Annotated in this window: 21 protein-coding genes and 1 pseudogene; 6 read left to right on the top strand and 16 right to left on the bottom strand. The window is 56.6% G+C overall.

The window, feature by feature from the left end; all coding sequences use genetic code 11:
* Positions 1 to 40: 40 nt before the first annotated feature.
* From SB719_RS15835 to gmk, 7 genes are all read right to left on the bottom strand, one after another.
* Entirely contained in the window at positions 41 to 1720 is a 1680-nt protein-coding gene (locus SB719_RS15835; protein WP_065650415.1) for an AsmA family protein, read from the bottom strand.
* A gap of 122 nt (positions 1721 to 1842) precedes the next feature.
* Positions 1843 to 3231, bottom strand: coding sequence for a uracil-xanthine permease family protein (locus tag SB719_RS15830; protein WP_313067210.1), 1389 nt, complete (start codon positions 3229 to 3231; stop codon positions 1843 to 1845).
* 133 nt (positions 3232 to 3364) lie between these two features.
* Positions 3365 to 5443, bottom strand: a complete 2079-nt coding sequence (recG, locus tag SB719_RS15825; RefSeq protein ID WP_065648398.1) for an ATP-dependent DNA helicase RecG — start codon at positions 5441 to 5443, stop codon at positions 3365 to 3367.
* Positions 5440 to 6135, bottom strand: coding sequence for a tRNA (guanosine(18)-2'-O)-methyltransferase TrmH (gene trmH / locus SB719_RS15820; protein WP_065648399.1), 696 nt, complete (start codon positions 6133 to 6135; stop codon positions 5440 to 5442). Before trmH ends, recG begins: the two co-directional genes overlap by 4 nt.
* Positions 6136 to 6138: 3 nt before the next feature.
* Positions 6139 to 8247: a bifunctional GTP diphosphokinase/guanosine-3',5'-bis pyrophosphate 3'-pyrophosphohydrolase gene (spoT, locus tag SB719_RS15815; protein ID WP_039381317.1), complete on the bottom strand. Its 2109-nt coding sequence runs from the start codon at positions 8245 to 8247 to the stop codon at positions 6139 to 6141.
* Positions 8248 to 8267: 20 nt separating this feature from the next.
* A complete protein-coding gene (gene rpoZ / locus SB719_RS15810) occupies positions 8268 to 8543 on the bottom strand; it encodes a DNA-directed RNA polymerase subunit omega (RefSeq protein ID WP_013511051.1) in 276 nt (91 codons plus the stop codon).
* Positions 8544 to 8600: 57 nt separating this feature from the next.
* Entirely contained in the window at positions 8601 to 9224 is a 624-nt protein-coding gene (gene gmk, locus SB719_RS15805) for a guanylate kinase (RefSeq protein WP_065648400.1), read from the bottom strand.
* Between the two features lie 237 nt (positions 9225 to 9461).
* Here gmk and ligB point away from each other — a divergent pair.
* Positions 9462 to 11198: pseudogene (gene ligB, locus SB719_RS15800) on the top strand (NAD-dependent DNA ligase LigB); the annotation flags it as partial.
* Here ligB and SB719_RS15795 read toward each other — a convergent pair.
* From SB719_RS15795 to SB719_RS15770, 6 genes are all read right to left on the bottom strand, one after another.
* Positions 11145 to 11762 carry a trimeric intracellular cation channel family protein gene (locus SB719_RS15795; protein ID WP_304234607.1) on the bottom strand — a complete coding sequence of 206 codons (618 nt, stop codon included), beginning with the start codon at positions 11760 to 11762 and terminating at the stop codon, positions 11145 to 11147. The pseudogene ligB and the gene SB719_RS15795 overlap by 54 nt on opposite strands.
* 303 nt (positions 11763 to 12065) lie before the next feature.
* A complete protein-coding gene (locus tag SB719_RS15790; RefSeq protein ID WP_167350664.1) occupies positions 12066 to 12710 on the bottom strand; it encodes an oligosaccharide flippase family protein in 645 nt (214 codons plus the stop codon).
* 73 nt (positions 12711 to 12783) lie between these two features.
* The gene (locus SB719_RS15785) at positions 12784 to 13050 is read right to left on the bottom strand and encodes a hypothetical protein (RefSeq protein WP_065648403.1); all 267 of its coding nucleotides are present in this window, start codon (positions 13048 to 13050) and stop codon (positions 12784 to 12786) included.
* A gap of 433 nt (positions 13051 to 13483) precedes the next feature.
* Complete coding sequence (locus tag SB719_RS15780) at positions 13484 to 13879, bottom strand: polyketide cyclase (protein ID WP_304234538.1); 396 nt, start codon at positions 13877 to 13879, stop codon at positions 13484 to 13486.
* 372 nt (positions 13880 to 14251) lie between these two features.
* Complete coding sequence (gene lpxP / locus SB719_RS15775; RefSeq protein ID WP_065648405.1) at positions 14252 to 15175, bottom strand: kdo(2)-lipid IV(A) palmitoleoyltransferase; 924 nt, start codon at positions 15173 to 15175, stop codon at positions 14252 to 14254.
* A gap of 408 nt (positions 15176 to 15583) precedes the next feature.
* Positions 15584 to 16447 (bottom strand): YicC/YloC family endoribonuclease, encoded by an 864-nt coding sequence (locus SB719_RS15770; RefSeq protein WP_065648406.1) that lies wholly within the window; start codon positions 16445 to 16447, stop codon positions 15584 to 15586.
* A gap of 133 nt (positions 16448 to 16580) precedes the next feature.
* Between SB719_RS15770 and SB719_RS15765 the strand changes: the two genes are divergently transcribed.
* The 3 genes from SB719_RS15765 to pyrE all read left to right on the top strand — a co-directional run bounded on the left by SB719_RS15765 (position 16581) and on the right by pyrE (position 18504).
* Positions 16581 to 16997 (top strand): DUF3574 domain-containing protein, encoded by a 417-nt coding sequence (locus SB719_RS15765; protein ID WP_293006332.1) that lies wholly within the window; start codon positions 16581 to 16583, stop codon positions 16995 to 16997.
* Positions 16998 to 17095: 98 nt separating this feature from the next.
* Positions 17096 to 17812: a ribonuclease PH gene (gene rph, locus SB719_RS15760; RefSeq protein ID WP_065648408.1), complete on the top strand. Its 717-nt coding sequence runs from the start codon at positions 17096 to 17098 to the stop codon at positions 17810 to 17812.
* Between the two features lie 50 nt (positions 17813 to 17862).
* Positions 17863 to 18504 carry an orotate phosphoribosyltransferase gene (gene pyrE, locus SB719_RS15755; protein WP_412159402.1) on the top strand — a complete coding sequence of 214 codons (642 nt, stop codon included), beginning with the start codon at positions 17863 to 17865 and terminating at the stop codon, positions 18502 to 18504.
* Between the two features lie 74 nt (positions 18505 to 18578).
* Here the strand turns inward: pyrE and slmA are convergent, their stop codons facing one another.
* From slmA to coaBC, 3 genes are all read right to left on the bottom strand, one after another.
* Entirely contained in the window at positions 18579 to 19175 is a 597-nt protein-coding gene (gene slmA, locus SB719_RS15750; protein WP_412159401.1) for a nucleoid occlusion factor SlmA, read from the bottom strand.
* 112 nt (positions 19176 to 19287) lie between these two features.
* On the bottom strand, positions 19288 to 19746 hold the full coding sequence (gene dut / locus SB719_RS15745) for a dUTP diphosphatase (RefSeq protein ID WP_065648410.1): 459 nt from the start codon (positions 19744 to 19746) through the stop codon (positions 19288 to 19290).
* Complete coding sequence (gene coaBC, locus SB719_RS15740) at positions 19724 to 20944, bottom strand: bifunctional phosphopantothenoylcysteine decarboxylase/phosphopantothenate--cysteine ligase CoaBC (RefSeq protein ID WP_412159400.1); 1221 nt, start codon at positions 20942 to 20944, stop codon at positions 19724 to 19726. Before coaBC ends, dut begins: the two co-directional genes overlap by 23 nt.
* A 189-nt stretch (positions 20945 to 21133) precedes the next feature.
* On the opposite strand from coaBC, the gene radC reads away from it, so the two are divergent.
* Both radC and rpmB read left to right on the top strand, forming a co-directional pair.
* Complete coding sequence (radC, locus tag SB719_RS15735; protein WP_065648412.1) at positions 21134 to 21790, top strand: RadC family protein; 657 nt, start codon at positions 21134 to 21136, stop codon at positions 21788 to 21790.
* A 243-nt stretch (positions 21791 to 22033) separates the two neighbouring features.
* Entirely contained in the window at positions 22034 to 22270 is a 237-nt protein-coding gene (rpmB, locus tag SB719_RS15730) for a 50S ribosomal protein L28 (RefSeq protein WP_010616494.1), read from the top strand.
* Positions 22271 to 22275 lie beyond the last annotated feature (5 nt).

Raw genomic sequence — 22275 nt, 5'->3', positions numbered from 1 at the left:
CACCGATCGCGCTTGCAACAACGCGATCGGTGGGCCGGTCTTACTCTGTCTCTCCGTTACGCATGGTCTGCTGCAGCGATCCTGCGTCGGTGGTGACGGAAAGGTCTGCTGAAATGCCCGGACGCAGTGGCGTACCGGCGCGCAGCGAACCCTTAAGCTGCAGCTGCAGCGTGCTGTTACCGCTCTGCGTCAGTGCCGGCCAGCCCCAGTTTTCCAGCACGTTTGCCGGCACCGCCTGGCCTTTCAGGCTTAGTGTGAGCGGGCGTCCGGCACTCTGACCCACCGTTGCTGTCGCTTCCAGCAGTCCGTTGCCGTTAAAGGCGCTCATTTCTGTTATCTGGATCTGCTGCTCATCTGCCGTCAGTGCGATTGAGGGATGACGCAGATCGGTACGGTTAAACGTGGCTTCTGCCGCATTAAAAGCCGCTTTGCCTGACCAGATCCCCCACTGATGTTCACGCGCCAGCAGCAGGTTGTCCGCAGAACCGTCCAGTGCGGTCATCTGGAAAGGAAACGCCGGGTTGATATCGATGATCAGGTTACGATTAGCGGTGGCGTGCTTCACCAGCACGCTGCCAAGCCAGGCGGGCAGGGGGGCCTGCCAGCGCTCGCGCCAGTTCTGCGGTAACGTATACTCCAGTCCGGCCACTGCCAGATCGTCCAGCGTCAGCTGCCGGTTGCTGCGCGTCCAGCTGCCGCTGGCGCGCAGAATACCGTTAACCCAGCGCGAGCTGAACTGCGTGAGTCTGACACCTTCAGGCGAGAACTCTGCATTAACAATGGGATCATCCAGCGCCAGGCTGCCATTGATAAAGTTACCCGCATTCATTGCCAGGTAGCCCTCTTTGCTTTGCCAGTCACCGTTGTGCAGGGTGATGTCCCGCAGCGTAAGATCCAGATCGGTGACGGCCCAGTCGGGGCCCTGCAGCCGGGCGTCGGTGAGATCCAGACGATGAATACTGACCGCAGGGGCCGTCAGCAGCGGGCGCAGAAATTCATTCAGCGATTTGCTGGTCTGCAGGCGGATATCATTCAGGCGCAGCTGATTGATGCTCCAGTTACCCCCGGCGTCACGCTCTGCCCGGCCGGTTACCGAGCCGCGTGCGATATCCGCACCGATTGTGGTTAGCTGCAGGCGGCGCTGCGCCACGTTGCCCTGCAGCAGCACGTTATCACCGGCCACTCCGTTCAGCGTCAGCTGCGCCGCGCTCATCTGAAACTGTGCGTCACTGCCCAGCATATCGGCGGGCGTGGGTTTCCATGGAATGATACCGCCATTAATGCCGCGCGCAGAGAGCGGCAGCGCCGTGCGCGGGCTCTCCAGGCGTACATTTCGCAGCTGCAGGCGGTTTGCCTGAATCGGCAGCGTGGTCGCTGGCGTCTGATTAGCGAGATTGATCTCCCCTTCATGGATTTCAATGCTGTCGAAATGAAGCCAGTCGCTGAACTGCACCAGCGCCAGGCCAAGATCGATGCGTTTAGCCACGACAACCGCCGGCTGGCCGTCGTGACCAAAGCTGAAGTTATCCAGCACGATATGCGAAGGGGAGGAGAAGTTATGCTCAATTTTACTGACGGAGAGATGCCAGGCTGTTTTGTCGCTTACCCAACGGCTAAACCAGCCGGCGCCCCACTGTGTCTGCACCAGCACATAACCGATCACCAGCAGCAGCAGAATCAGCAGTAATAAAGTAAGGAAAAACTTGCCCAGAAATTTCATTGCATTCATCCATCGCGATCGTTGTCCGGTCAGTGGTTGTTATGCCTGAATTACCGTTGCAGCTCAACTGTCTGGCGAAAAATGCGAATAAATAGCAGGCAGGCTGATGCCTGCCTGCTGCGCTATTTTTCCTGCGGGAAAATAAGATTAAGCACAATCGCCGTAATACCGCCGGCAGCAATACCGGAAGAGAGCAGCGTTTTCAGCCACTCTGGCGCAAACTGCAGGATCAGCGGCTGCTGAGAGACACCCAGCCCGACCGCCAGCGACAGTGCAATAATCATGATGGCGCGGCGATTAAGCGGCTCGCGCGAGACAATGCGCACGCCGGAGGCAGCAATGGTGCCAAACATCACAATAGTGGCGCCACCCAGTACCGGTTCCGGAATATGCTGAACAAAGCCGCTGACCGCCGGAAACAGCCCGAGTACCACCAGCATCAGCGCCACCACAAAGCCCACATAGCGGCTGGCTACGCCGGTCAGCTGGATCACGCCGTTGTTCTGTCCAAAGCAGGAGTTGGGGAAGGTATTAAACAGGGCAGAGACGCAGGAGTTCAGGCCGTTTGCCAGCACGCCGCCTTTCAGACGCTTCATATAGAGCGGGCCGCTGACCGGCTGTTCTGAAACGTCAGAGGTAGCGGTGATATCACCGATGGTCTCCAGCGAGGTAACCATAAAGACCAGCATCAGCGGGATCAGCAGATTCCAGTCAAAGCCCAGCCCGTAATAGAGCGGTGAGGGTACGGCCAGCAGCGGCTGCTGTACCGGTGCCGCGCTCTCCGGCAGCATATCCAGCCCCCACGCCAGTGCATACCCCACCGCCATCGCGATCACCAGCGATGCGACGCGCAGATAGGGGTTGCGCTGCCGGTTAAGCAGAATAATGACCAGCAGCACGGCACCTGCCAGCAGCAGGTTTTGAGGTGCGCCAAAGCTGTGATCGTTCATCGCGGCAAAACCACCGCCAATCGAGGTCAGCCCGACCTGAATCAGCGAGAGACCGATAATCATTACCACAATGCCCGACACCAGCGGCGTAATAATCCGGCGTGCAAGATGCAGCACGCGCGACAGCAGCATTTCGGTACAGGAGGCGACCATCAGCGTGCCAAACAGCGCCGCCATCATGGTGGGCACATCCGCTCCGCCATTCTTCAGCGCCATACCGCCCATGATCAGTGGGGTGACAAAGTTAAAGCTGGTGCCCTGAATCGACAGCAGCCCGGACCCAACCGGTCCCCAGGTTTTAATCTGCAGCAGTGACGCCACGCCGGAGGCAAACAGCGACATGCTGATGATGTGCTGCGTATCCTGTGCCGGCAGTCCCAGCGCCTGACAGATCAGCAGCGCCGGGGTGATCACGGCAACAAACATCGCCAGCAGATGCTGACAGGCGGCAAACAGCGTCTGCGGCAGCGGCGGGCGATCCTCAAGACGATAAATCAGTTCGCTTTTTGTCGTGGCAGACGCACTGGCGGGCGAAAGGGGTTCGGCACGATTAACAGGCATGACAGGCTCTCAGTAACAGCAAAGTGGCGATTTTAAACGGTTGTCCGCTGAAAGCAATCGTTTGCATAGCTGGCGTCACTCTTCCGCTGGGTGATTTTTCAGCAGGCGCACAGGGCGCGGCGGAAACAGGTACCTAGGCGTGGCTGTAGCGTTCAGTTTCCGGCAGCCAGCGCTCAATCAGCGCCTGTGCCTGTTGGGGGTAATATTGATGGATATGGCGTGCCACGCGCTGCACTTCCGGGATCATGGCCTGATCGCGCAACAGGTCAGCTACCCTGAATTCAGCATTGCCGGTCTGCCGCGTGCCCAGCAGCTCGCCGGGCCCGCGAATTTCGAGATCGTGCTGCGCAATCACAAAGCCATCGTTGCTGTCGCGCAGGACCTGCAGGCGACGCTGAGCCGTTTTGCTCAGCGGGGCTTTATAAAGCAGCACGCAATGTGAGGCGACGGCACCGCGCCCGACGCGCCCGCGCAGCTGATGCAGCTGTGCCAGGCCAAGCCGCTCCGGATTTTCGATGATCATCAGGCTGGCATTGGGTACATCCACGCCAACCTCAATAACGGTAGTGGCGATCAGCAGCTGGATCTCGTTGGCTTTGAATGCGGCCATCACTGCCTGCTTCTCTGCAGGCTTCATGCGACCGTGCACCAGGCCTGTGCGCAAATCGGGCAGCGCAACGCGCAGCTCCTGCCAGGTCGCTTCGGCAGCCTGCGCCTCCAGCACCTCCGATTCATCAATCAGGGTGCAGACCCAGTAGGCCTGACGGCCCTCCAGACAGGCGTTTTTTACGCGTTCAATAATGTCGCTGCGGCGCGTATCCGGAATGGCCACCGTCGTCACCGGCGTACGGCCCGGCGGCAGTTCATCAATAGTTGACGTGTCGAGATCGGCGTAGGCGGTCATCGCCAGCGTACGCGGGATGGGGGTCGCGGTCATGATGAGCTGATGGGGATGAAAACCCTGCTCTTCGCCTTTTTCCCACAGCGCCAGCCGCTGATGCACACCAAAGCGGTGCTGCTCATCAATGATCACCAGCGCCATGCCGCTGAATTTTACCTGCTCCTGAAACAGCGCGTGCGTGCCCACGACCATCGCCACCTGGCCGCTGGCGATTGCCGCCTGCTGCGCTTCGCGCGCTTTGCCTTTCTGCTTGCCGGCCAGCCAGCCCACTTCGATGCCGAGTGGAGCAAACCACTGGCGGAAATTCGCCGCGTGCTGCTCGGCCAGCAGTTCAGTCGGCGCCATCAGCGCGACCTGTTTGCCGTGGGCAATCACGTTAAGCGCGGCCAGCGCCGCCACCAGCGTTTTCCCGGAGCCGACATCACCCTGCACCAGACGCAGCATCGGATAGTCATTGGCCAGATCGCGTTCAATCTCCTTTACCACACGCTGCTGTGCGCCGGTCGGAGAGAAGGGCAGCGCGGCCAGCAGCCTGTCCACCAGCGTATGACAGGCGGGCAGCGGCAGCGCATGATGACGTTGTGCCCCCGCGCGCACGGCCAGCATGCTGAGGTTATGCGCCAGCAGCTCTTCAAGAATTAATCGTTTCTGTGCCGGATGACGGCCGGTTTCCAGTTCGCTGAGCCGGAGATCGGGTGGCGGCCGGTGCAGCGTGCGCAGCGCATCAGGCAGGCTGATCAGCCCGCCGCTCAGCTCCGGCGGCAGCAGCTCAGCAATCGCACAGCTCTCCAGCAGAGTCAGCGCCTGGTCAGTCAGGTTGCGCAGTGTGGCCTGACGTATGCCTTCCGTGGTGGGATAGACCGGCGTCAGGGTTTCCTGCAGCTCTGCGCCGCCCTGCTCGCCCTGAAGGCGATATTCAGGATGGATAATTTCGGCACCGCGCTGCCCGCGCTTGATCTCACCATAAGCGGTAACGCGGCGACCGGGTGCCAGGCTGTTTTTCATGCCGGCAGTGAAATTAAAAAAGCGCAGGGTAGCAATCCCGCTGCCGTCACTAATCTGGCACACCAGCATGCGGCGGCGACCAAACGTGACCTCGCTGTTCAGCACTTCGCCTTCAATGGTGGCCCAGATACCGGGCAGCAGGTCGTTGATTTTATAGAGCTGAGTGCGATCTTCGTAGCGCAGCGGCAGGTGAAGCAGCAGATCCTGGATAGTAAACAGGTTAAGTCTGGCCAGCTTAGCGGCCTGGCTGGCGCCGACGCCGGTCAGGGTACTGAGCGGTATGGCATCCAGCAGCCGGCCTTTCATTTCCGACCCGTGGCTTGCATGGCGGACCACCAGCCGGCATCGGCATCAATGCCGCCCTGCATATTGATCTGCGGATAGGGCAGGCCTTTCTGCTTCGCCACGCGTGCGAGAACCGGATAGCCGCCTTCAAACAGCAAACGCTGCTGCTCTGCTTCATCCAGCAGGCTGTGCTTACGCTGATACATCCCGGCATTCTGCCGCTGGCGCTGTGCTTCATAAAGGATAAGCGCGGAGGCCACAGAGACATTCAGCGACTGCACCATACCCACCATCGGGATAATAATATCCTGATCAGCCAGCGCCAGCGCGTCGGCAGTGATGCCGGTTTTTTCCTGACCCATCAGAATGCAGGTCGGGCGGGTGTAATCAATAGCGCGAAAGTCGACCGCTTTTGCTGACAGGTTGGTGGCCAGCACCTGCATGCCGCGATCTTTCAGATGGCGTACTGCTTCAGTGATATGCGTATGGGTTTTAACGTTTACCCAGCTGTTGCTGCCCGCGGACGCCGAAACCATCGTGCGCATCCGCACGCTGGGCCAGACGGCGTGAACTTCATGAATACCCACTGCGTCTGCCGTGCGGATCACCGCAGAGACATTATGCGGCTTGTGCACCTGCTCCATGCAGACGGTAAGATCGTGCTGGCGCAGCGCCAGCATTTCCTGAATTCGGGCAAAACGTTGAGCATTCATGCATTAATTACGGTTACGGTGGACTTTGATTACATCCGGCATTACGCGAATTTTACGCATAATGTTTGCCAGATGAACGCGGTCGTTAGCAGTCAGACGGATAAAGGCGCTGTAAACGCGGCCGTCGCGCTCTTCGGTATTCAGGCTCTGAATATTCGACCCCGCCGTGTTGATGGCGGCGGTGAGATTCGCCAGCGCCCCCTGGTGGTTAAACATATCCACCTTAATCTCCGCGACGAACTCCTGATCGGTCACTTTATCCCACTCTACTGCCATAAACTTCTCGGGCTCTTTCTGGTAGCCACGGATATTACGACAGGATTCATGGTGCACGACCAGGCCCTTGCCGGGACTGACGTGCGCGACAATCGGGTCGCCGGGGATAGGACGGCAGCACTTGGCAAAGGTGATCAGTACGCCATCGGCGCCTTTGATCGGCAGTTTTTTGCTGCGCTTGCTGCTTTGCGCCGCATCTGCAGCGGACTGCAGCAGGTTTTTCGCCACAACCACGCTCATGGCGTTGCCCAGACCAATTTCAGCCAGCAGATCGTCCATGCTGGCGAGCTTCATACGCTCCAGCTCCAGCTGCACGTTTTCTGCCGGTATTTCAGCCAGCTTTTTACTGCCGCCCAGCGCATGGCTCAGCAGACGACGCCCGAGGTTAACGGAATCTTCGCGTTTGAGGTTTTTCAGCAGCTGGCGGATCTTGGCGCGCGCTTTTGAGCTGACCACAAAGTTGAGCCAGGCGGCGTTCGGGCGTGCGCCGGGCGCGGTGATAATCTCGATGGTCTGTCCGCTGGTGAGCGGCTGTGACAGCGGATAGGGCTGGCGATCGACGCGCGCGCCGACACAGGCGTGGCCAATGTCGGTATGTACCGCATAGGCGAAATCCACCGGCGTCGCACCGGCTGGCAGCTCAACGATGCGGCCTTCAGGCGTAAACACGTAGATCTCATCCGGGAAGAGATCGGATTTAACGCTTTCAATAAATTCAAATGAGCTGCCGGCGCTTTGCTGCAGCTCCAGCAGGCTCTGCAGCCAGCGCTGAGCGCGGATCTGTGCGGTCGTGCCGCTTTCGCCCGCTTCTTTATAGGCCCAGTGGGCGGCCACTCCCATCTCTGCCATCTGATCCATATCTTCAGTACGGATCTGCACCTCAACCGGCACGCCGTGCGGTCCAATCATTGAGGTATGCAGAGATTGATAGCCGTTAGCTTTGGGGATGGCGATATAATCTTTCACGCGTCCGGGACGCGGTTTATACAGGCTGTGCATCTGACCCAGCACGCGATAGCAGGTATCGAGATCTTTCACTACCACGCGGAACGCGTAGATATCCATAATTGAGTGAAAACGCTGCTCTTTCAGATGCATTTTGCGGTAGATGGAGTAAAGATGCTTTTCACGACCGCTGACGCGGCAGGGAATACCCGCCTCCAGCAGACGTCCGTCAATTTCCGACAGGATCTTCTGAATCATCTCTTTACGGTTACCGCGCGCCGCTTTTACCACCTCTTTAATCACGCGAAAACGGTTAGGATAGAGCGCTTCAAATCCCAGCTCTTCCAGTTCTGTTTTCAGATGATGAATACCAAGACGGTGCGCCAGCGGGCTGTAAATTTCCAGCGTCTCCAGCGCAATGCGCCGTTTTTTATCCGGACGGAGCGCGCCCAGCGTGCGCATGTTGTGCGTGCGGTCAGCCAGCTTGATCAGAATGACGCGGATATCCTGCACCATCGCCATGATCATTTTACGGAAGTTTTCTGCCTGCGCTTCTTTCTTGTCGCGGAACTTCAGCTTGTCGAGCTTGGATACGCCTTCCACCAGTTCAGCCACGCTCTTGCCAAACAGCTGTTCCATATCCTGGTAGGTGGCAGGGGTATCTTCGATCACATCATGCAGCAGCGCGGCCATCAGTGTTTCATGATCGAGCTTCATCTCAGCCAGAATGCAGGCCACGGCAACAGGATGGGTGATGTAAGGCTCACCGCTGGAACGAGTCTGTCCCTCGTGAGCATCACGTGCGACAAGGTAGGCTTGCTTGAGGCGCTTGATTTGCTCCTCAGGCAAGTATTTTTCAATCAGCTGATTGAGGCTTTCAAACAGATACAAGGTTGACCTGCAGAGTGCGGTTAACGACGACCTTCAGCGATAGCGGTAACGGCTTGCAACTCAGCGGCTTCCTGCTCTTGCTGTTCCTGACGATCACGCACATCCAGAATCTGGTTGGTGATCAGGCCTTCTTCGATTTCGCGCAGGGCGATAACGGTGGCTTTATCGTTCTCTTCCGGAACCAGCGGGTCTTTGCCGCCTACCTGCATCTGACGTGCACGACGTGCAGCGACCAACACCAGGTCAAAACGGTTACCAATTTTCTCTACTGCGTCCTGAACGGTTACGCGTGCCATAGGTGTGCTACTCCACAGATGATGAAGAAATGACTGGGCATAATACTGAAACTGAATTCAGACTGCCAATAGTTTGCTGATTAAAGCATCATGACGCGCTTTCTGGCGTCCCATACGCAGGCGTTCTGCGCGAATAATGGTTTTCAGATCGGACAGGGCCAGATCGAAATCATCATTAACAATCAGGTAATCGTATTCAGCATAGTGGCTCATTTCCGCCACGGCCTGCGCCATGCGGCGCGCGATAACCTCTTCGCTATCCTGCCCGCGGCCGCGCAGACGGCGATCCAGCTCTTCGGTCGACGGCGGCAGGACAAAAATGCTGCGTGCTGCGGGCATTCTGCTGCGGATCTGCTGCGCGCCCTGCCAGTCGATGTCCAGAAACACGTCCACGCCGGTGGCCAGTACCTGCTCAATCGCGGCGCGCGAGGTGCCGTAATAGTTGCCAAACACTTCGGCATGCTCGAGGAACGCATCCTCAGCGATCATGCTTTCAAATTCAGCTTTGGATACAAAAAAGTAGTGCTCACCATGCGCTTCGCCAGGCCGCATGTCGCGGGTGGTATGCGATACCGACACCTGTGTGTCGTAGAGCGGTTGTGTCTTTAACAGCGCCTGAATCAGGCTGGATTTACCCGCGCCGCTGGGGGCGGAAACAATATAAAGCGTGCCTTGAGCCATGGTTATCTTGAATTGAGTAAAGAGCGAAGTCGATTTCCTGCACAGTATACACGGGTCAGGGCCGCCACGCAGCGTTTGCCGCGCAGGTAAAGCAATTCTTTTCTGCGAACGGGCGCAAACCACGCAGTAACAGACAGTAAAACGCCGGATTTGTGCGCGAGCGCTGTTCCACGCATTGCGCAGGCTACTGGCAATCACCACTGCCGCGCGCTCCAATCAGCAAAAAGGAGAGCGGTAATGAAACGATGGCTGTGGTTAGGTCTCTGCCTGCTGAATACAGAAAGCCGGGGAGAAGCGCTGTGTCCTGTCTGGTCACCCATGCGGGCACAACAGGAGATAACGCGTCTGCAGCAACAGCTGCGTCACTGGGATAACGCTTACTACCAGCAGGGGGCGTCGCCGGTGAGCGATGATGACTATGACAGTCTGCTCTCCCGGTTACAGCAGTGGCAACGCTGCTTTATACCCGGTGCGCCGTTACATGAAACCGCACTTCCGGCCAGCCGTGGCACACCGCACCCGGTTGCCCATACCGGAGTACGCAAGCTGCGCGACAGGCTGGCGGTTGCTTACTGGATGCAGCATAAATCCGCGCTCTGGGTCCAGCCCAAAGTGGATGGCGTGGCCGTCACGCTGGTCTATCGTCACGGCAGGCTGACGTCGCTTATCAGCCGCGGCGACGGGCTGCGTGGCGAAGAGTGGCGGGAAAAAGCGGCGCACATTCCGGCTATTCCCCAGCGGATTGAGACCACGCTGGCAGAAGTCATACTGCAGGGAGAGCTGTTCCTGCAGATGACCGATCATCAGCAGGCGCGCGATGGCGGCGCCAATGCCCGTGCGCAGGTGGCCGGAGCCATGATGCGGCGCGAAACCAGTCCGCTGCTGAAACACACCGGGCTGTTTATCTGGGCGTGGCCAGACGGGCCTCCAGATATGGCGGAAAAACTCGCGCAGCTGTCGCGCTGGGGCTTCGATCTTACCCGGCAGTGGAGCCAGCCGGTCAGCGATGAAGAACAGGTTGCCGCGTGGCGCGCGCGCTGGTTCCGCGCTGCGCTGCCGTTTGCCACTGATGGCGTAGTGATCCATGCTACGCCTTCTGCTGCCGGTCGCGACTGGCAGCCAGGGCAGGGAAGCTGGTCCGCCGCGTGGAAATACCAGCCTGCCGAAGTCAGCAGCGAAGTGCGTGCCGTCACGTTTTCCGTTGGACGCACCGGAAAAATTGCAGTGGTGCTGCATCTGCAGCCGGTTCAGGCAGAGGATAAAACCGTGCGGCGTATCAGCATTGGCTCCGTCGCACGCTGGCGCGCGCTGGACGTCATCGCCGGCGATCAGGTCACGCTGACGCTGGCCGGGCTGGGGATCCCGCGTCTGGAGCGGGTGATCTGGCGTATAGCAGAACGACACTATCCGCAGCCGCCTGCCAGTGAGGCTTTTCACGCCACCAGCTGTCTGCACATCACGCCAGACTGTCGCGCACAGTTTCTTTCCCGCCTGAGCGGGCTGAGCCAGAAAAGGGTGCTGGATATTGCCGGTATGCAGCGCAGCAGCTGGCAGCGTCTGCTACAGCAGGGTGCGCTGACGCACCTTTTTTCATGGCTGACGCTGACGCCAGAGCAGATTGCCGCGGCAGAGGGAATATCGCCGGCACGGGCGCAGCGTATCTGGCTCAGCTTTATGCTGACGCGTCAGCAGCCGCTGCGTCGCTGGATCGCTGCGCTGGGTCTGCCGCTGCCGCGCCGGGCGCTTGCGTCCCTGCCGGATACGCAATGGGATGAGCTGCTGGCGCGCACCAAAGCTGACTGGCAGCAGCTGCCAGGGATAGGCGACGTACTGGCACAGCGCCTGGTCACCCTGCTGCAGACGCCTCAGCTGCGTGAGCTTATTGCGTTTCTGCAGCAGCAGGGTATTCCGGAAGCCACCTCACTGCTCGGGATGGGGATAGTTGAAGACCGGCAGGCCGAGGCGAAAACGCAGGGCGAGCAGGCGGGCGATAAAACCAAACAGCAGGGTAATAATCACCACCGCTTCATGCGCCAGCGAGGTTTTCAGCAGCAGGATGTAGATCCAGCCGGACGCGAAGGCGATACCGGCATACAACTCTTTCTGAAACACCAGTGGAATACGGTTGCAGAACATATCGCGCAGCACGCCACCAAATACGCCGGTGATAACCGCAGCAATTGCGGCAATGATCGCGGCATGGCCGGAATCCAGCGCGACCTGAGCACCAATAATAGAGAACACCACCAGTCCCAGCGCATCAAGTACCAGAAACACTTTGCGCAAATGGTTCATCAGCGGGGCAACAAAGGTAGTGACCACCGCCGCCGCTGCAACGATCATGATGTATTCCGGATGCTTTACCCAGCCGAGCGGGTAGTGACCCAGCAGAATATCGCGCACCGAACCGCCGCCGATTGCAGTGACAGAAGCGATGATAATGACGCCAAACAGATCCATTTTGCGCCGGCCTGCGGCCAGCGCTCCGGTCATCGCTTCAGCAGTGATGCCGATAAGGTAGAGAACAGTTAATAGCATGAGGTACTCCAGCAGTCTGGCCGGCAAGGCTATAGCCTGGATAGCGCAGAGACTACTGAGTTTTTTTCAACTGAACGCTATCGGATTAGAATAGTTAATGTGAGGACTCAATAAAGGCAGGTGCAGGAGGGAAGAAACAGAGTGCATCATTTTTAGTGATAAAAAAATATGATGTGACAGCACGTTTTTCAGAAAAGAAATGATGGGATTGCCTGCAGCGCAGAAAAGAAAAAAGCGTGCTGTTAACCAGCACGCGAATGCATCGGACAGATGCCCAGAGCCCACCATACAGACTTGTTGTTATTATCCGTTTCTTGCTCGCACGCTGGCGAATTCTTTCAGGCTAAAACGGTACGCAGGCTGAAACCAGGCGCGACCGTAGTAGCAACAGAGCAGCATTCTGACGGAGACCAGTGCAAGGTATCCCCAGACCGCGCAGAGCGCCGACGGCATCAGCCACACCGTAAAGAGTGTTGCCGCCAGGCCCGCTGCTACCGACGTGATCTCAGTAAAAGCGATACGCGTAAACTGCTTTTCCCGCTGCAGGATAGCCCGGTAGTGCTGCCCCTGCGGGATAATAATAAATATTACCGACATCATCTCCAGCATAACCGCAAGCTGCGGCTGCTGCGCTACAGCGCTATAAATATCACTGCCAATAAACAATGCTGCAAAAATAAATAAGCCGGTAAAAATACTTCCCCAGTAAAGAACGGACAGTTCGCTATTATTAAAGCTTATTTTGCGAATAATTTTATTATTAAAGCCGCGATCGGCAAGTGTATCGATAACCAGCAGAGTCAATATGGCTATAACCAGCAGGTTTAATTCATTCGCCTGCAGAGTTTGCGCCAGCAGCGTCAATTGTAAGACGCCAATGCCAATAATTTTTGCTGAAGAGAGAAGCGACCATTTGGCGCTGGACAGTTCTCTTTCACGTATCGCCACAGTATGCTCATTATGGTACATGTACCATTACAGTTAAGAAATTGTACAGAGCAGAAGGGGTATGCCCTGCACCTTAGTGCAGCACATCCTGACGCAGCCCTGAAATACCTTTCAGGGTTTGCCATTTATGAATGCACTGCAGCAAATGGTGTTCTGAAAATAGTGTAATACTGCAGGCATCTATTATTTCTTTTGTCCGCACGGTATCTCCTCCAATACGGAGGAAATCCGTGAGATCGTTATAAAATCCTTTTGTATTATTATAATCCCCGGCCAGCATCCGTCTGGCAATCTCAACAAATTCTTTTTCTGATAACAAAGGATAAGTTGAGCGATCCATGTTTTTCCCTGTTTTTATTGTTAAGTCTTGCTGTGTGTGAATACGTTATACAGTTTTTTATTTAATTTAACACCATGAGAAAATTCTTATAAACAGACTTCAGGAATTAATGGTTTCAGACTATGCATTAAAATAGTTAAGCAGTGATGTTTCTGACTAATTAATCTTTTCAGGAAATTGTCTTATCGGCCGCGGTTACTGAATGTGAAATGATATAAATATTGTTTTATATCAACACTTTTCTTTGATCGCACTGCACCGTCAACCAGGAATTTTCCCGTTAACGACGCTTTAGCTATCCTGGGGATGCAGCGCTGAAATGTTATAAACAACCATGAAACAGTTAAGGAGTATTGCGCAAAAAAAATGCAATTTTTTTTGCCATTGCGTCCAGCTGTGGCTGGGAAATCAGGCGTTATGTAAGCAATTGATTCTAGTGAGTTAAAAGATAAAGTAATCTTTCCAGGTCAGCGCGCAGGGCCGCCACTTCCTGCCCGAAGTGTGCATCAGAAGTAAAAGGCTGACGGTAGAGCACGGCAATAAGTTCAGCCCCCTGGCCGTTGGCAATGACGCGCATTGGCATATAGCGCTCTTTACCGCTGCCGTTATCTGCCCAGTAGTCCATAACGCCAAACGGATTATGTGGCGTAAAACGCAGTTTCAGCGAGTGCTCTCCGCGCCTTGCCCGCCAGTATTGCCCTTCCTGCACCAGCGTTGCGCCGTTCAGGTCGCTTGCCCATTTTGCAAAACAGGCGGGTTGCCAGATAGTTTCATACAGATCCAGCCAGTTACGCGGCACGGTAAGCGTGAGAGTCTGTGAGGGCAGCATGGTGCCTCCTGAGGCAGCCTGATTCAGAGTGATCTCACCCTATCGGAAGCTGACCGGGCTGCCTATGGCGCAACAGGAAAAGTGTGGGGCAGCAGAGGTTTTTTACTGTGTTACCGGGCCTTAAGCCGGGCCGGGCAGCCACACGCGCTGGTAACAGAATGGCTGTTTCATACACGTGTTAACCAGGAGAAACAGAATGCTGCCGCTTATATCGGCTTCATGCTGCAGGTGATACGGCTGACCGGCAGCATAATGTGTGTGAAGGGGACGGTTAATCAGCCCGCAGCGGATGCTGTCAGGCCGATCGGCTTTATGACCGGAGTAAGGGTCCGCACGACAGGGGAAACGACGGCGGACGGTTATCCGTGCAGATCAGACGTAAAGAGAGGCTTCACCTGGCGGACGCGTTTTGAAACGACGATGCAGCCACAGGTACTGCTCCGGCGCGCGCAGGATCTCTTTTTCAATCACCTTATTCATATAGGCTGCTGCCGCTGCTTCATCTTCATGCGGATAGCCTTCCAGTTCCGGCTGAATAATGAGCTGGTAACCGGTTTTATCCGGATTACGAATCAGGACAATCGTCAGCATTGCAGGCCGCGCAAGACGAGACAGAACAAAGGTGCCGTTCGTGGTCGCGGCTTTCTCTACCGCAAACAGAGGGGCAAATACGCTGCCTTTCGGACCGTAGTCCTGATCGGGGGCAAACCAGACGGCTTCACCCTGCTTCAGCGCCTGCACCATGCCGCGCAGATCGCGTCGGTCAATCATCGCTTTATTCGAGCGCATACGGCCTTTGGTCTGCGCCCATTCCATCGCCTGATTATTATGCGGACGATACATGGCCATCATTGGCTGACAGAGACCGGTAATACGACCGCCCAGCTCCAGTGACATAAAGTGCACGCCGATAACCATAACGCCGCGCTGCTGATTCTGCGCATTCTGCAGGTTAGCGATACCGCTGACGTTAAACAGACGACGGACCCGCGCATCTGACCAGAACCATGCAATACCGGTTTCTGCCAGCGCCATGCCGAGCGACTCAAAGTTGCCGGCAATCATGACCTCTTTCTCTTCTTCATTAATATGCGGGAAGCAGAGTTCAATGTTGCGGCGGGTGATGCGTTCACGCCGCTTGAGGAAATGGCGGGAGAGTTTACCCGCGGTTGCCCCGAGACGGATCAGAACGGGATAGGGAAGCTGCACCAGCAGCCAGAGCACGGCCAGACCGAACCAGGTAAACCAGTAGCGGGGATGCAGCAGTGTGGAGCGAAACTGTCCGGTTTTCTTCATAGCACCTTCATAGGTAGAGTAAATGTAACGCGCTAAGAAGTCGGTCCATGGTTCCTGGTGCGGTACAACTGTAGTAATTACGACCGGCACTTTAACAAATAGTGCCTTAAGAATTCTGCTAACTTTAGTATCTTTAGGATTGATGGAATTTATGGAACCGGGACATTACCGGCCGCAGGAAGGATGATTTTTCTTTTAAGTCAGTAAAATCAATCAAATAAAATGGCAGCATTCATGCTGAAGATACCACAGATATGTCAGGACAGGTCAGCAGCAGACACAGCTGTACATCATTGCACGCACAATGCTTACATTGCAAAAGATAAAAAATGGTCTACAGAAGTGAGGCTGCATAAACCCGCTGCTGCGGGCTTATGCAAAGATGCCTTTAATAATGGCAGGCAAACCTTACTCAATGTTCTGAATCTGCTCGCGCATCTGCTCAATCAGCACTTTCAGCTCAATCGCTGAAGCGGTGATATCCGCATTAATCGATTTAGAGGCCAGGGTGTTCGACTCGCGGTTAAACTCCTGCATCATAAAGTCGAGGCGACGGCCGACTGCTTCTTTCTTCTTCAGGATGTTATAGGTCTCTTTAACATGCGCCTCAAGGCGATCCAGCTCTTCAGCCACGTCAACGCGCTGGGCCATCATAACCAGCTCCTGCTCCAGACGATTATTCTCCAGCTGAACGTCCGCCTCTTCCAGCCGGGTCACCAGACGCTCGCGCTGCCATTTCAGTACGTCCGGCATCTGCGCCCGCACTTTGCTGACTTCCTGCGACACGCCGGCGAGACGCTGCTCAATCATCCCCTTCAGCGCATTACCTTCACTTTCGCGCGCTTCGATAAAGTCATCCAGCGCGCCATCAAGCGCCGTCAGCAGCTCAGCATTAATCGCATCCAGATCCTGCTCCGGTGCTGACATCACGCCTGGCCAGCGCAGAATATCCAGCGGATTGATGGCGCCCTCATCGCTCTGCATTTTTACCCAGTTAGCGGCCTGCACCAGCTGTTTTGCCAGCGCTTCATTCAATTGCAGCTCGCCCTGCGCGCCCGGGTCGGCATCAAAACGCAGATGGCACTCAATTTTACCTCGCGTCAGGCGGGCGCGGATACGCTCGCGGATCACCGGCTCCAGGCCGCGGAACTGCTCCGGCAGGCGAATGTAGGTTTCCAGATAGCGCTGGTTTACCGAGCGCAGTTCCCAGGTCGCGCTGCCCCAGCTGCCTTTGGCTTCGCGACGGGCGTAAGCGGTCATACTGCGGATCATAAGCTTGTACTCTTTCAGGGAATGTTCTGCGCATTATAGCGGCGTGCGGTGCAGCGGGATAGGGATAGCAAAACGCTGCTATGGTTAGAACAGGTCTATTCACTCTGAGCAAGCATATTACCTGGCGACTATGATGTCCGATCTGTTTCGTAATCTGTATAAATTCTGGTGCAGCCTGATAGTGCTGTTACTGCTGACCGGTTGTCAGACCACGCCGGCGCGCCTGCAGTCGATCCCGCAGCACAACGCACCGGTGGCGCTGTGTGGCACCGGAGAGATGATGATGCAGACCACGTTGTGGCTGAGTGCAGTACCGGAGCAGGAATGGCAGCTTTTTCTGCGCGATGAGCTGATGCCGCGCTTTGGCGATACGCTGACAAGCTATGACGCCGCAGGAAAGGGAGAGGCGCGCCGGGTAGTGGTACTGCTCTATCCACCGGATGTGGACTTTTCTGCCGTGATTGAGCGCGCGCGCGACCGGTATCGTGCGCGCTTTAACGCCAGAACCACTACCCGCATTGATACGCTGGTTTGCGCGGCTGTCCGCTGAGCACAAAGAGAATCGTCGATCTGTCCCACGCACGCGGGACAGTGGCGGCTGAAGTCCGTATAATGCGCAGCCAAACTCAAGCAAGCCGGAGAGAACCTATGCGTCCTGCAGGCCGTAGCACTTCTGAAGTGCGTCCCGTTACCCTTACCCGTCACTACACCAGACACGCCGAAGGCTCGGTGCTGGTTGAATTTGGTGAAACTAAAGTGCTCTGCACCGCGACCGTCGAGGAAGGCGTGCCGCGTTTTCTCAAGGGTAAAGGTCAGGGCTGGGTGACCGCAGAATATGGCATGCTGCCGCGTTCAACCCACAGCCGTATGGCGCGCGAAGCGGCCAAAGGCAAGCAGGGTGGCCGTACGCTGGAGATCCAGCGTCTGATTGCCCGCTCGCTGCGTGCTGCGGTCGATCTCACTGCGCTGGGTGAGTACACCATCACGCTGGATTGCGATGTTATTCAGGCGGATGGCGGCACGCGTACCGCGTCAATCACCGGCGCCTGCGTGGCGCTGGCGGATGCGCTGAACGCGCTGGTTGCCGCGGGTAAGCTGAAGAGCAGCCCGCTGAAAGGTATGGTGGCCGCTATCTCTGTTGGCATCGTGGGCAGTGAGGCGCTGTGCGATCTGGAGTATGTTGAAGACTCCGCAGCGGAAACGGATATGAACGTGGTAATGATGGAAGATGGCCGGATGATTGAGGTGCAGGGCACCGCAGAAGGCGAGCCGTTCAGCCATGAGGAGCTGTTAACACTGCTGGCGCTGGCGCGAGGCGGGATTGAACAGTTGATTCAGGCGCAGAAGGCTGCGCTATCCAGTTGATGTACTAAGGCGACCTCCGGGTCGCCTTTTCTTTATTTGAGGAGTGAGAGATGAAAGCCTGGCAGCGTCAGTTTATTGAATTTGCCCTGAATAAAGGGGTGCTGAAATTTGGTGAGTTTACCCTGAAGTCCGGACGAAAAAGCCCCTATTTTTTTAACGCCGGCCTGTTTAACAGCGGGCGCGACCTGGCCCTGCTGGGGCGTTTCTATGCGCAGGCACTGGTTGACGGCGGCGTCAGCTTTGACCTGCTGTTTGGCCCGGCTTATAAAGGTATTCCCATTGCCACTACCACTGCCGTGGCGCTGGCCGATCATCACGATCGCGATGTGCCCTACTGTTTTAACCGTAAAGAAGCCAAAGATCACGGTGAAGGCGGTTTGCTGGTAGGCAGTCCGCTGGAAGGCAAAGTGATGCTGGTTGATGATGTGATCACCGCCGGTACGGCGATCCGCGAATCGATGGACATTATCAGCGCGCATCACGCCACGCTGGCTGGCGTCCTGATTTCACTCGATCGCCAGGAGCGCGGGCGCGGGGAGATATCAGCGATTCAGGAAGTGGAGCGCGACTATCACTGTACGGTCACCGCCATTATTACCCTGAGCGATCTGATTGATTATCTGGCTGAGAAGCCGGAGATGGCAGACCATCTGGCGAAAGTGCGCACTTACCGTAACGAATACGGTATTTAAAACCGCGCTGCGGCCGCCATCAGTGACGGCCGCAGCATGCGCGCTGATGCACGCCAGGCCCGGCAGGTAAGCGGTTAAATCAGCTGCGCGGCTATCAGCGGCCAGCGGCTGTCAAACTCCGCGGTCGGACTGTAACGAAACTCAGAACGGACAAAGCGCGACAGCAGGCCTTCACAAAACGCCAGCAGCTGGCTGGCCAGCAGGGCTTCATCTGTCCGGAATCCCTCTCCGTCGCGGATTTTCTTTTCGCGCATCACCTGACGCATCTGCGTTTCAATGCGCTCAAACAGCTGGTTGATACGTCCCTGCAGGCGATCCTGTTCAAACATCAGCGCGTGACCGGTCAGGATACGCGTCAGCCCCGGATTACGCTCACCAAATCCTAGGATCAGCTGCATAATCAGACGCAATCGTGTCGTGGTCTCTTTTTCGTCATTCAGGATCAGATTGATGCGGGTAATCAGACTCTCTTCGATAAACTCAATCAGACTGTCAAACATCCGTGTTTTACTGGGGAAGTGGCGGTAGAGGGCCGCCTCGGAGACGCCTACGTTAGCGGCCAGCCTGGCGGTGGTAATTCGCTGGGTGCCATCCCCTGACTCCAGCATCTGCGCCAGCGTCTGCAAAATCTCTTCGCGACGGTTCCTTTTCGCGACTTTTTTCTCTGCCATGACCTTCAACACCCCTGAAATTCATTAAATACAGGCAATACCGGCCTGTCTGCCGCAGGTAATTACCTGCAGCGACATGCGTTAACAAGATGGCTAAATGAAGAGTGGTAACTTACTGACGGCCAGAGTGGCCAAAACCGCCTGCACCGCGATCGCTGGCGTCAAAATCCTCGACCAGATTAAATTCCGCCTGTACCACCGGCACAAACACCAGTTGCGCCAGACGATCGCCCGGCTGCAGGGTAAAGCTCTCCTGACCACGGTTCCAGACTGAAACCATAAGCTGTCCCTGGTAGTCAGAATCGATCAGGCCGACCAGATTACCGAGCACGATACCGTGCTTGTGGCCGAGGCCGGAGCGCGGCAGGATCACCGCGGCCAGCGTCGGGTCAGCGATGTGAATTGCCAGGCCGGTGGGTACCAGCGTGGTCATGCCTGGCGTAATCTCCAGCGCCTCATCAAGACAGGCGCGTAAGTCGAGACCTGCAGAACCAGAGGTGGCGTAAGCGGGCAGCGGAAAGTCGCTGCCTACGCGCGCATCAAGAATTTTAACGTCTATTTTTTTCATCATAACGGCTGACTATCTCGTCTATTAACTGTTGGCCAAGGAGCGACTTATCGCTGAGCGGTAAGCGCTTTTCGCCCTCCTGCCAGAAAAGGTGAAGCGCATTGGTGTCGCTGTTAAATCCCTGACCCGCCTGCGCGACATCGTTAGCGCAAATCAGATCCAGATTTTTCCGTACGCGTTTTTGCCGCGCGTATTCTTCCACATTCCGGGTTTCGGCGGCAAATCCCACCACATAAGGGCGATTTTCCTGCAGTGCCGCCACGCCGGCAACAATGTCCGGGTTCTTCACCAGCTGCAGCGTGACATTATCGTCGTCGCCCTGTTTTTTCATTTTTTCTGCTGCCACGGTTGCCGCGCGATAGTCCGCCACGGCGGCACTGGCGATGAAGATATGCTGCTGACTAATATGCGCCATCACTGCCGCCTGCATCTCCAGCGCGGTCGTGACGTCGATACGCTGCACGCCGGCGGGCACCGGCAGCGTTACCGGACCGGAAACCAGCGTGACGCGGGCACCGCGTCGGGCCGCAGCCGCGGCGATGGCATAGCCCATTTTGCCTGAGCTGTGGTTGCTGATATAGCGCACCGGATCCAGCGCTTCGCGCGTCGGACCTGCGGTAACCATAATACTGAGATGCTGCAGATCGCTGACCGGTTCGGCCCACTCCAGCGCATGCGCCACAATCGCCAGCGGATCGAGCATACGGCCCGGCCCGGTGTCGCCGCACGCCTGGCTGCCGCTATCCGGCCCCCAGATCATGACGCCGCGCTGCTGCAGACGCTGCAGATTCTCCTGCGTAATGGCGGCACGGTACATCTGCTGATTCATGGCGGGTACCAGCGCCAGCGGCGCGTCGCTGGCGAGACAGGCAGTGGTCACCAGATCGTTAGCCATACCGGCAGTTATGCGGGCGATTAAATCAGCCGAGGCGGGAGCCAGTACAATCAGGTCCGCCCATTTAGCCAGCTCGATATGGCCCATCGCGGCTTCAGCAGCGGGATCGAGCAGGTCATCAAACACCGGATAGCCGGAGACCGCCTGCAGGCTGAGCGGAGTAATAAAGGCGCGGGCTGCGGAGGTCATCATGACACGCACCTCGGTACCGCGATCGCGCAGACGTCGCACCAGCTCCGGCGCTTTATATGCAGCGATACCGCCGCTGACGCCCAGCAGAATTTTTTTTCCGGCTAATCCAGTCATGTTGTTTGCCTCAACTTAACGCATGATGCCGCACCCGGCGCAGCAGACAGGGCAACTTTATCATAAAACCGTCCGGCCGCCTGTTCACCGGCCGTGCCCTTTGCGAAGCGTCTCTGAAAAGACGAATGCAGGACTGGCATTGCTGACCGCTGGCGCGCATCCTGACGATCAGCCACAGGGAGCAGTGCAATGAATAAACTGGCACCACGGGAAAAACTGATACAGGCGGGCGCAGAAGCGCTAAGTGATGCTGAACTGCTGGCCATCTTTCTGCGTACCGGTACGCGCGGCGTCAGCGTTATGGCGCTGGCCCGGCAGATGCTCAATGAGTTTGGCTCACTTTACCGCATCATGACCGCCAGCGAGCGCGAACTGAGCCTGATTAAAGGCGTTGGCAGAGCAAAGCTGACCCAGCTGCACGCGATAGCAGAGCTGGGACGGCGTTTTTTTGCCAGCCAGCTGGCGCGGGAAAATGTGATGGAGAATCCGCAGGTCACGCGTCACTATCTGCAAAGCGTGCTCGCGCATGAGAAGCGGGAAATTTTTATGGTGCTGTTTCTTGATAACCAGCATCGTGTACTGCAGGCGCAGAAGATGTTTGCTGGCTCAATCAGCAGCGTAGAGGTGCATCCGCGTGAAATTGTGCGGGAGGCGCTGAAACTCAACGCTGCGGCGGTGATTCTGGCGCACAATCATCCTTCGGGACAGGCTGATCCCAGCCGTGCCGATCGCGAGATCACCACAAAAATTGCTCAGGCCTGTGCGCTGCTGAGTATCCGCCTGCTGGACCATCTGGTGATCGGTCACGGCGAGTTTACCTCATTCGCCGAGCGCGGCTGGCTATAGTTTTGCGCCTCAACCGGGCAAAAATGCGGCGTTTTTGCACGATCCAGAGGGATCTTTATCTGTTCGGGACTTGAGCACTTGAGCTGAGCGGCGTATACTACGCCACCTTTGAGAATCTCGGGTTTGGCGTTTGGGCCAGCTTAGCGGGTTCACATGGAACTCGCCTGGCGGGCTAAGGCCTGACGAGGCGGCCAAAACCTATGTTTTTAAAGCTCGAGCTGATTTGATTTTTGGAGAATAGAAATGTCACGAGTCTGCCAGGTAACTGGAAAGCGTCCGGTGACCGGTAACAACCGTTCCCACGCAATGAACGCGACGAAACGCCGTTTCCTGCCGAACCTGCACTCTCACCGTTTCTGGGTTGAGAGCGAGAAGCGCTTCGTTACTCTGCGTGTATCTGCTAAAGGTATGCGTGTTATTGATAAAAAGGGCATCGATACGGTTCTGGCCGAAATCCGCGCCCGTGGTGAGAAGTACTAAGGAAC

It is taken from the genome of Pantoea sp. SIMBA_079 (genome assembly GCF_046940275.1).
GTDB classification, from domain to species: domain Bacteria; phylum Pseudomonadota; class Gammaproteobacteria; order Enterobacterales; family Enterobacteriaceae; genus Pantoea; species Pantoea borealis.
The sequence above is the reverse complement of the archived record's forward strand: the minus strand, read 5'-3'. Positions and strand labels throughout refer to the sequence as shown.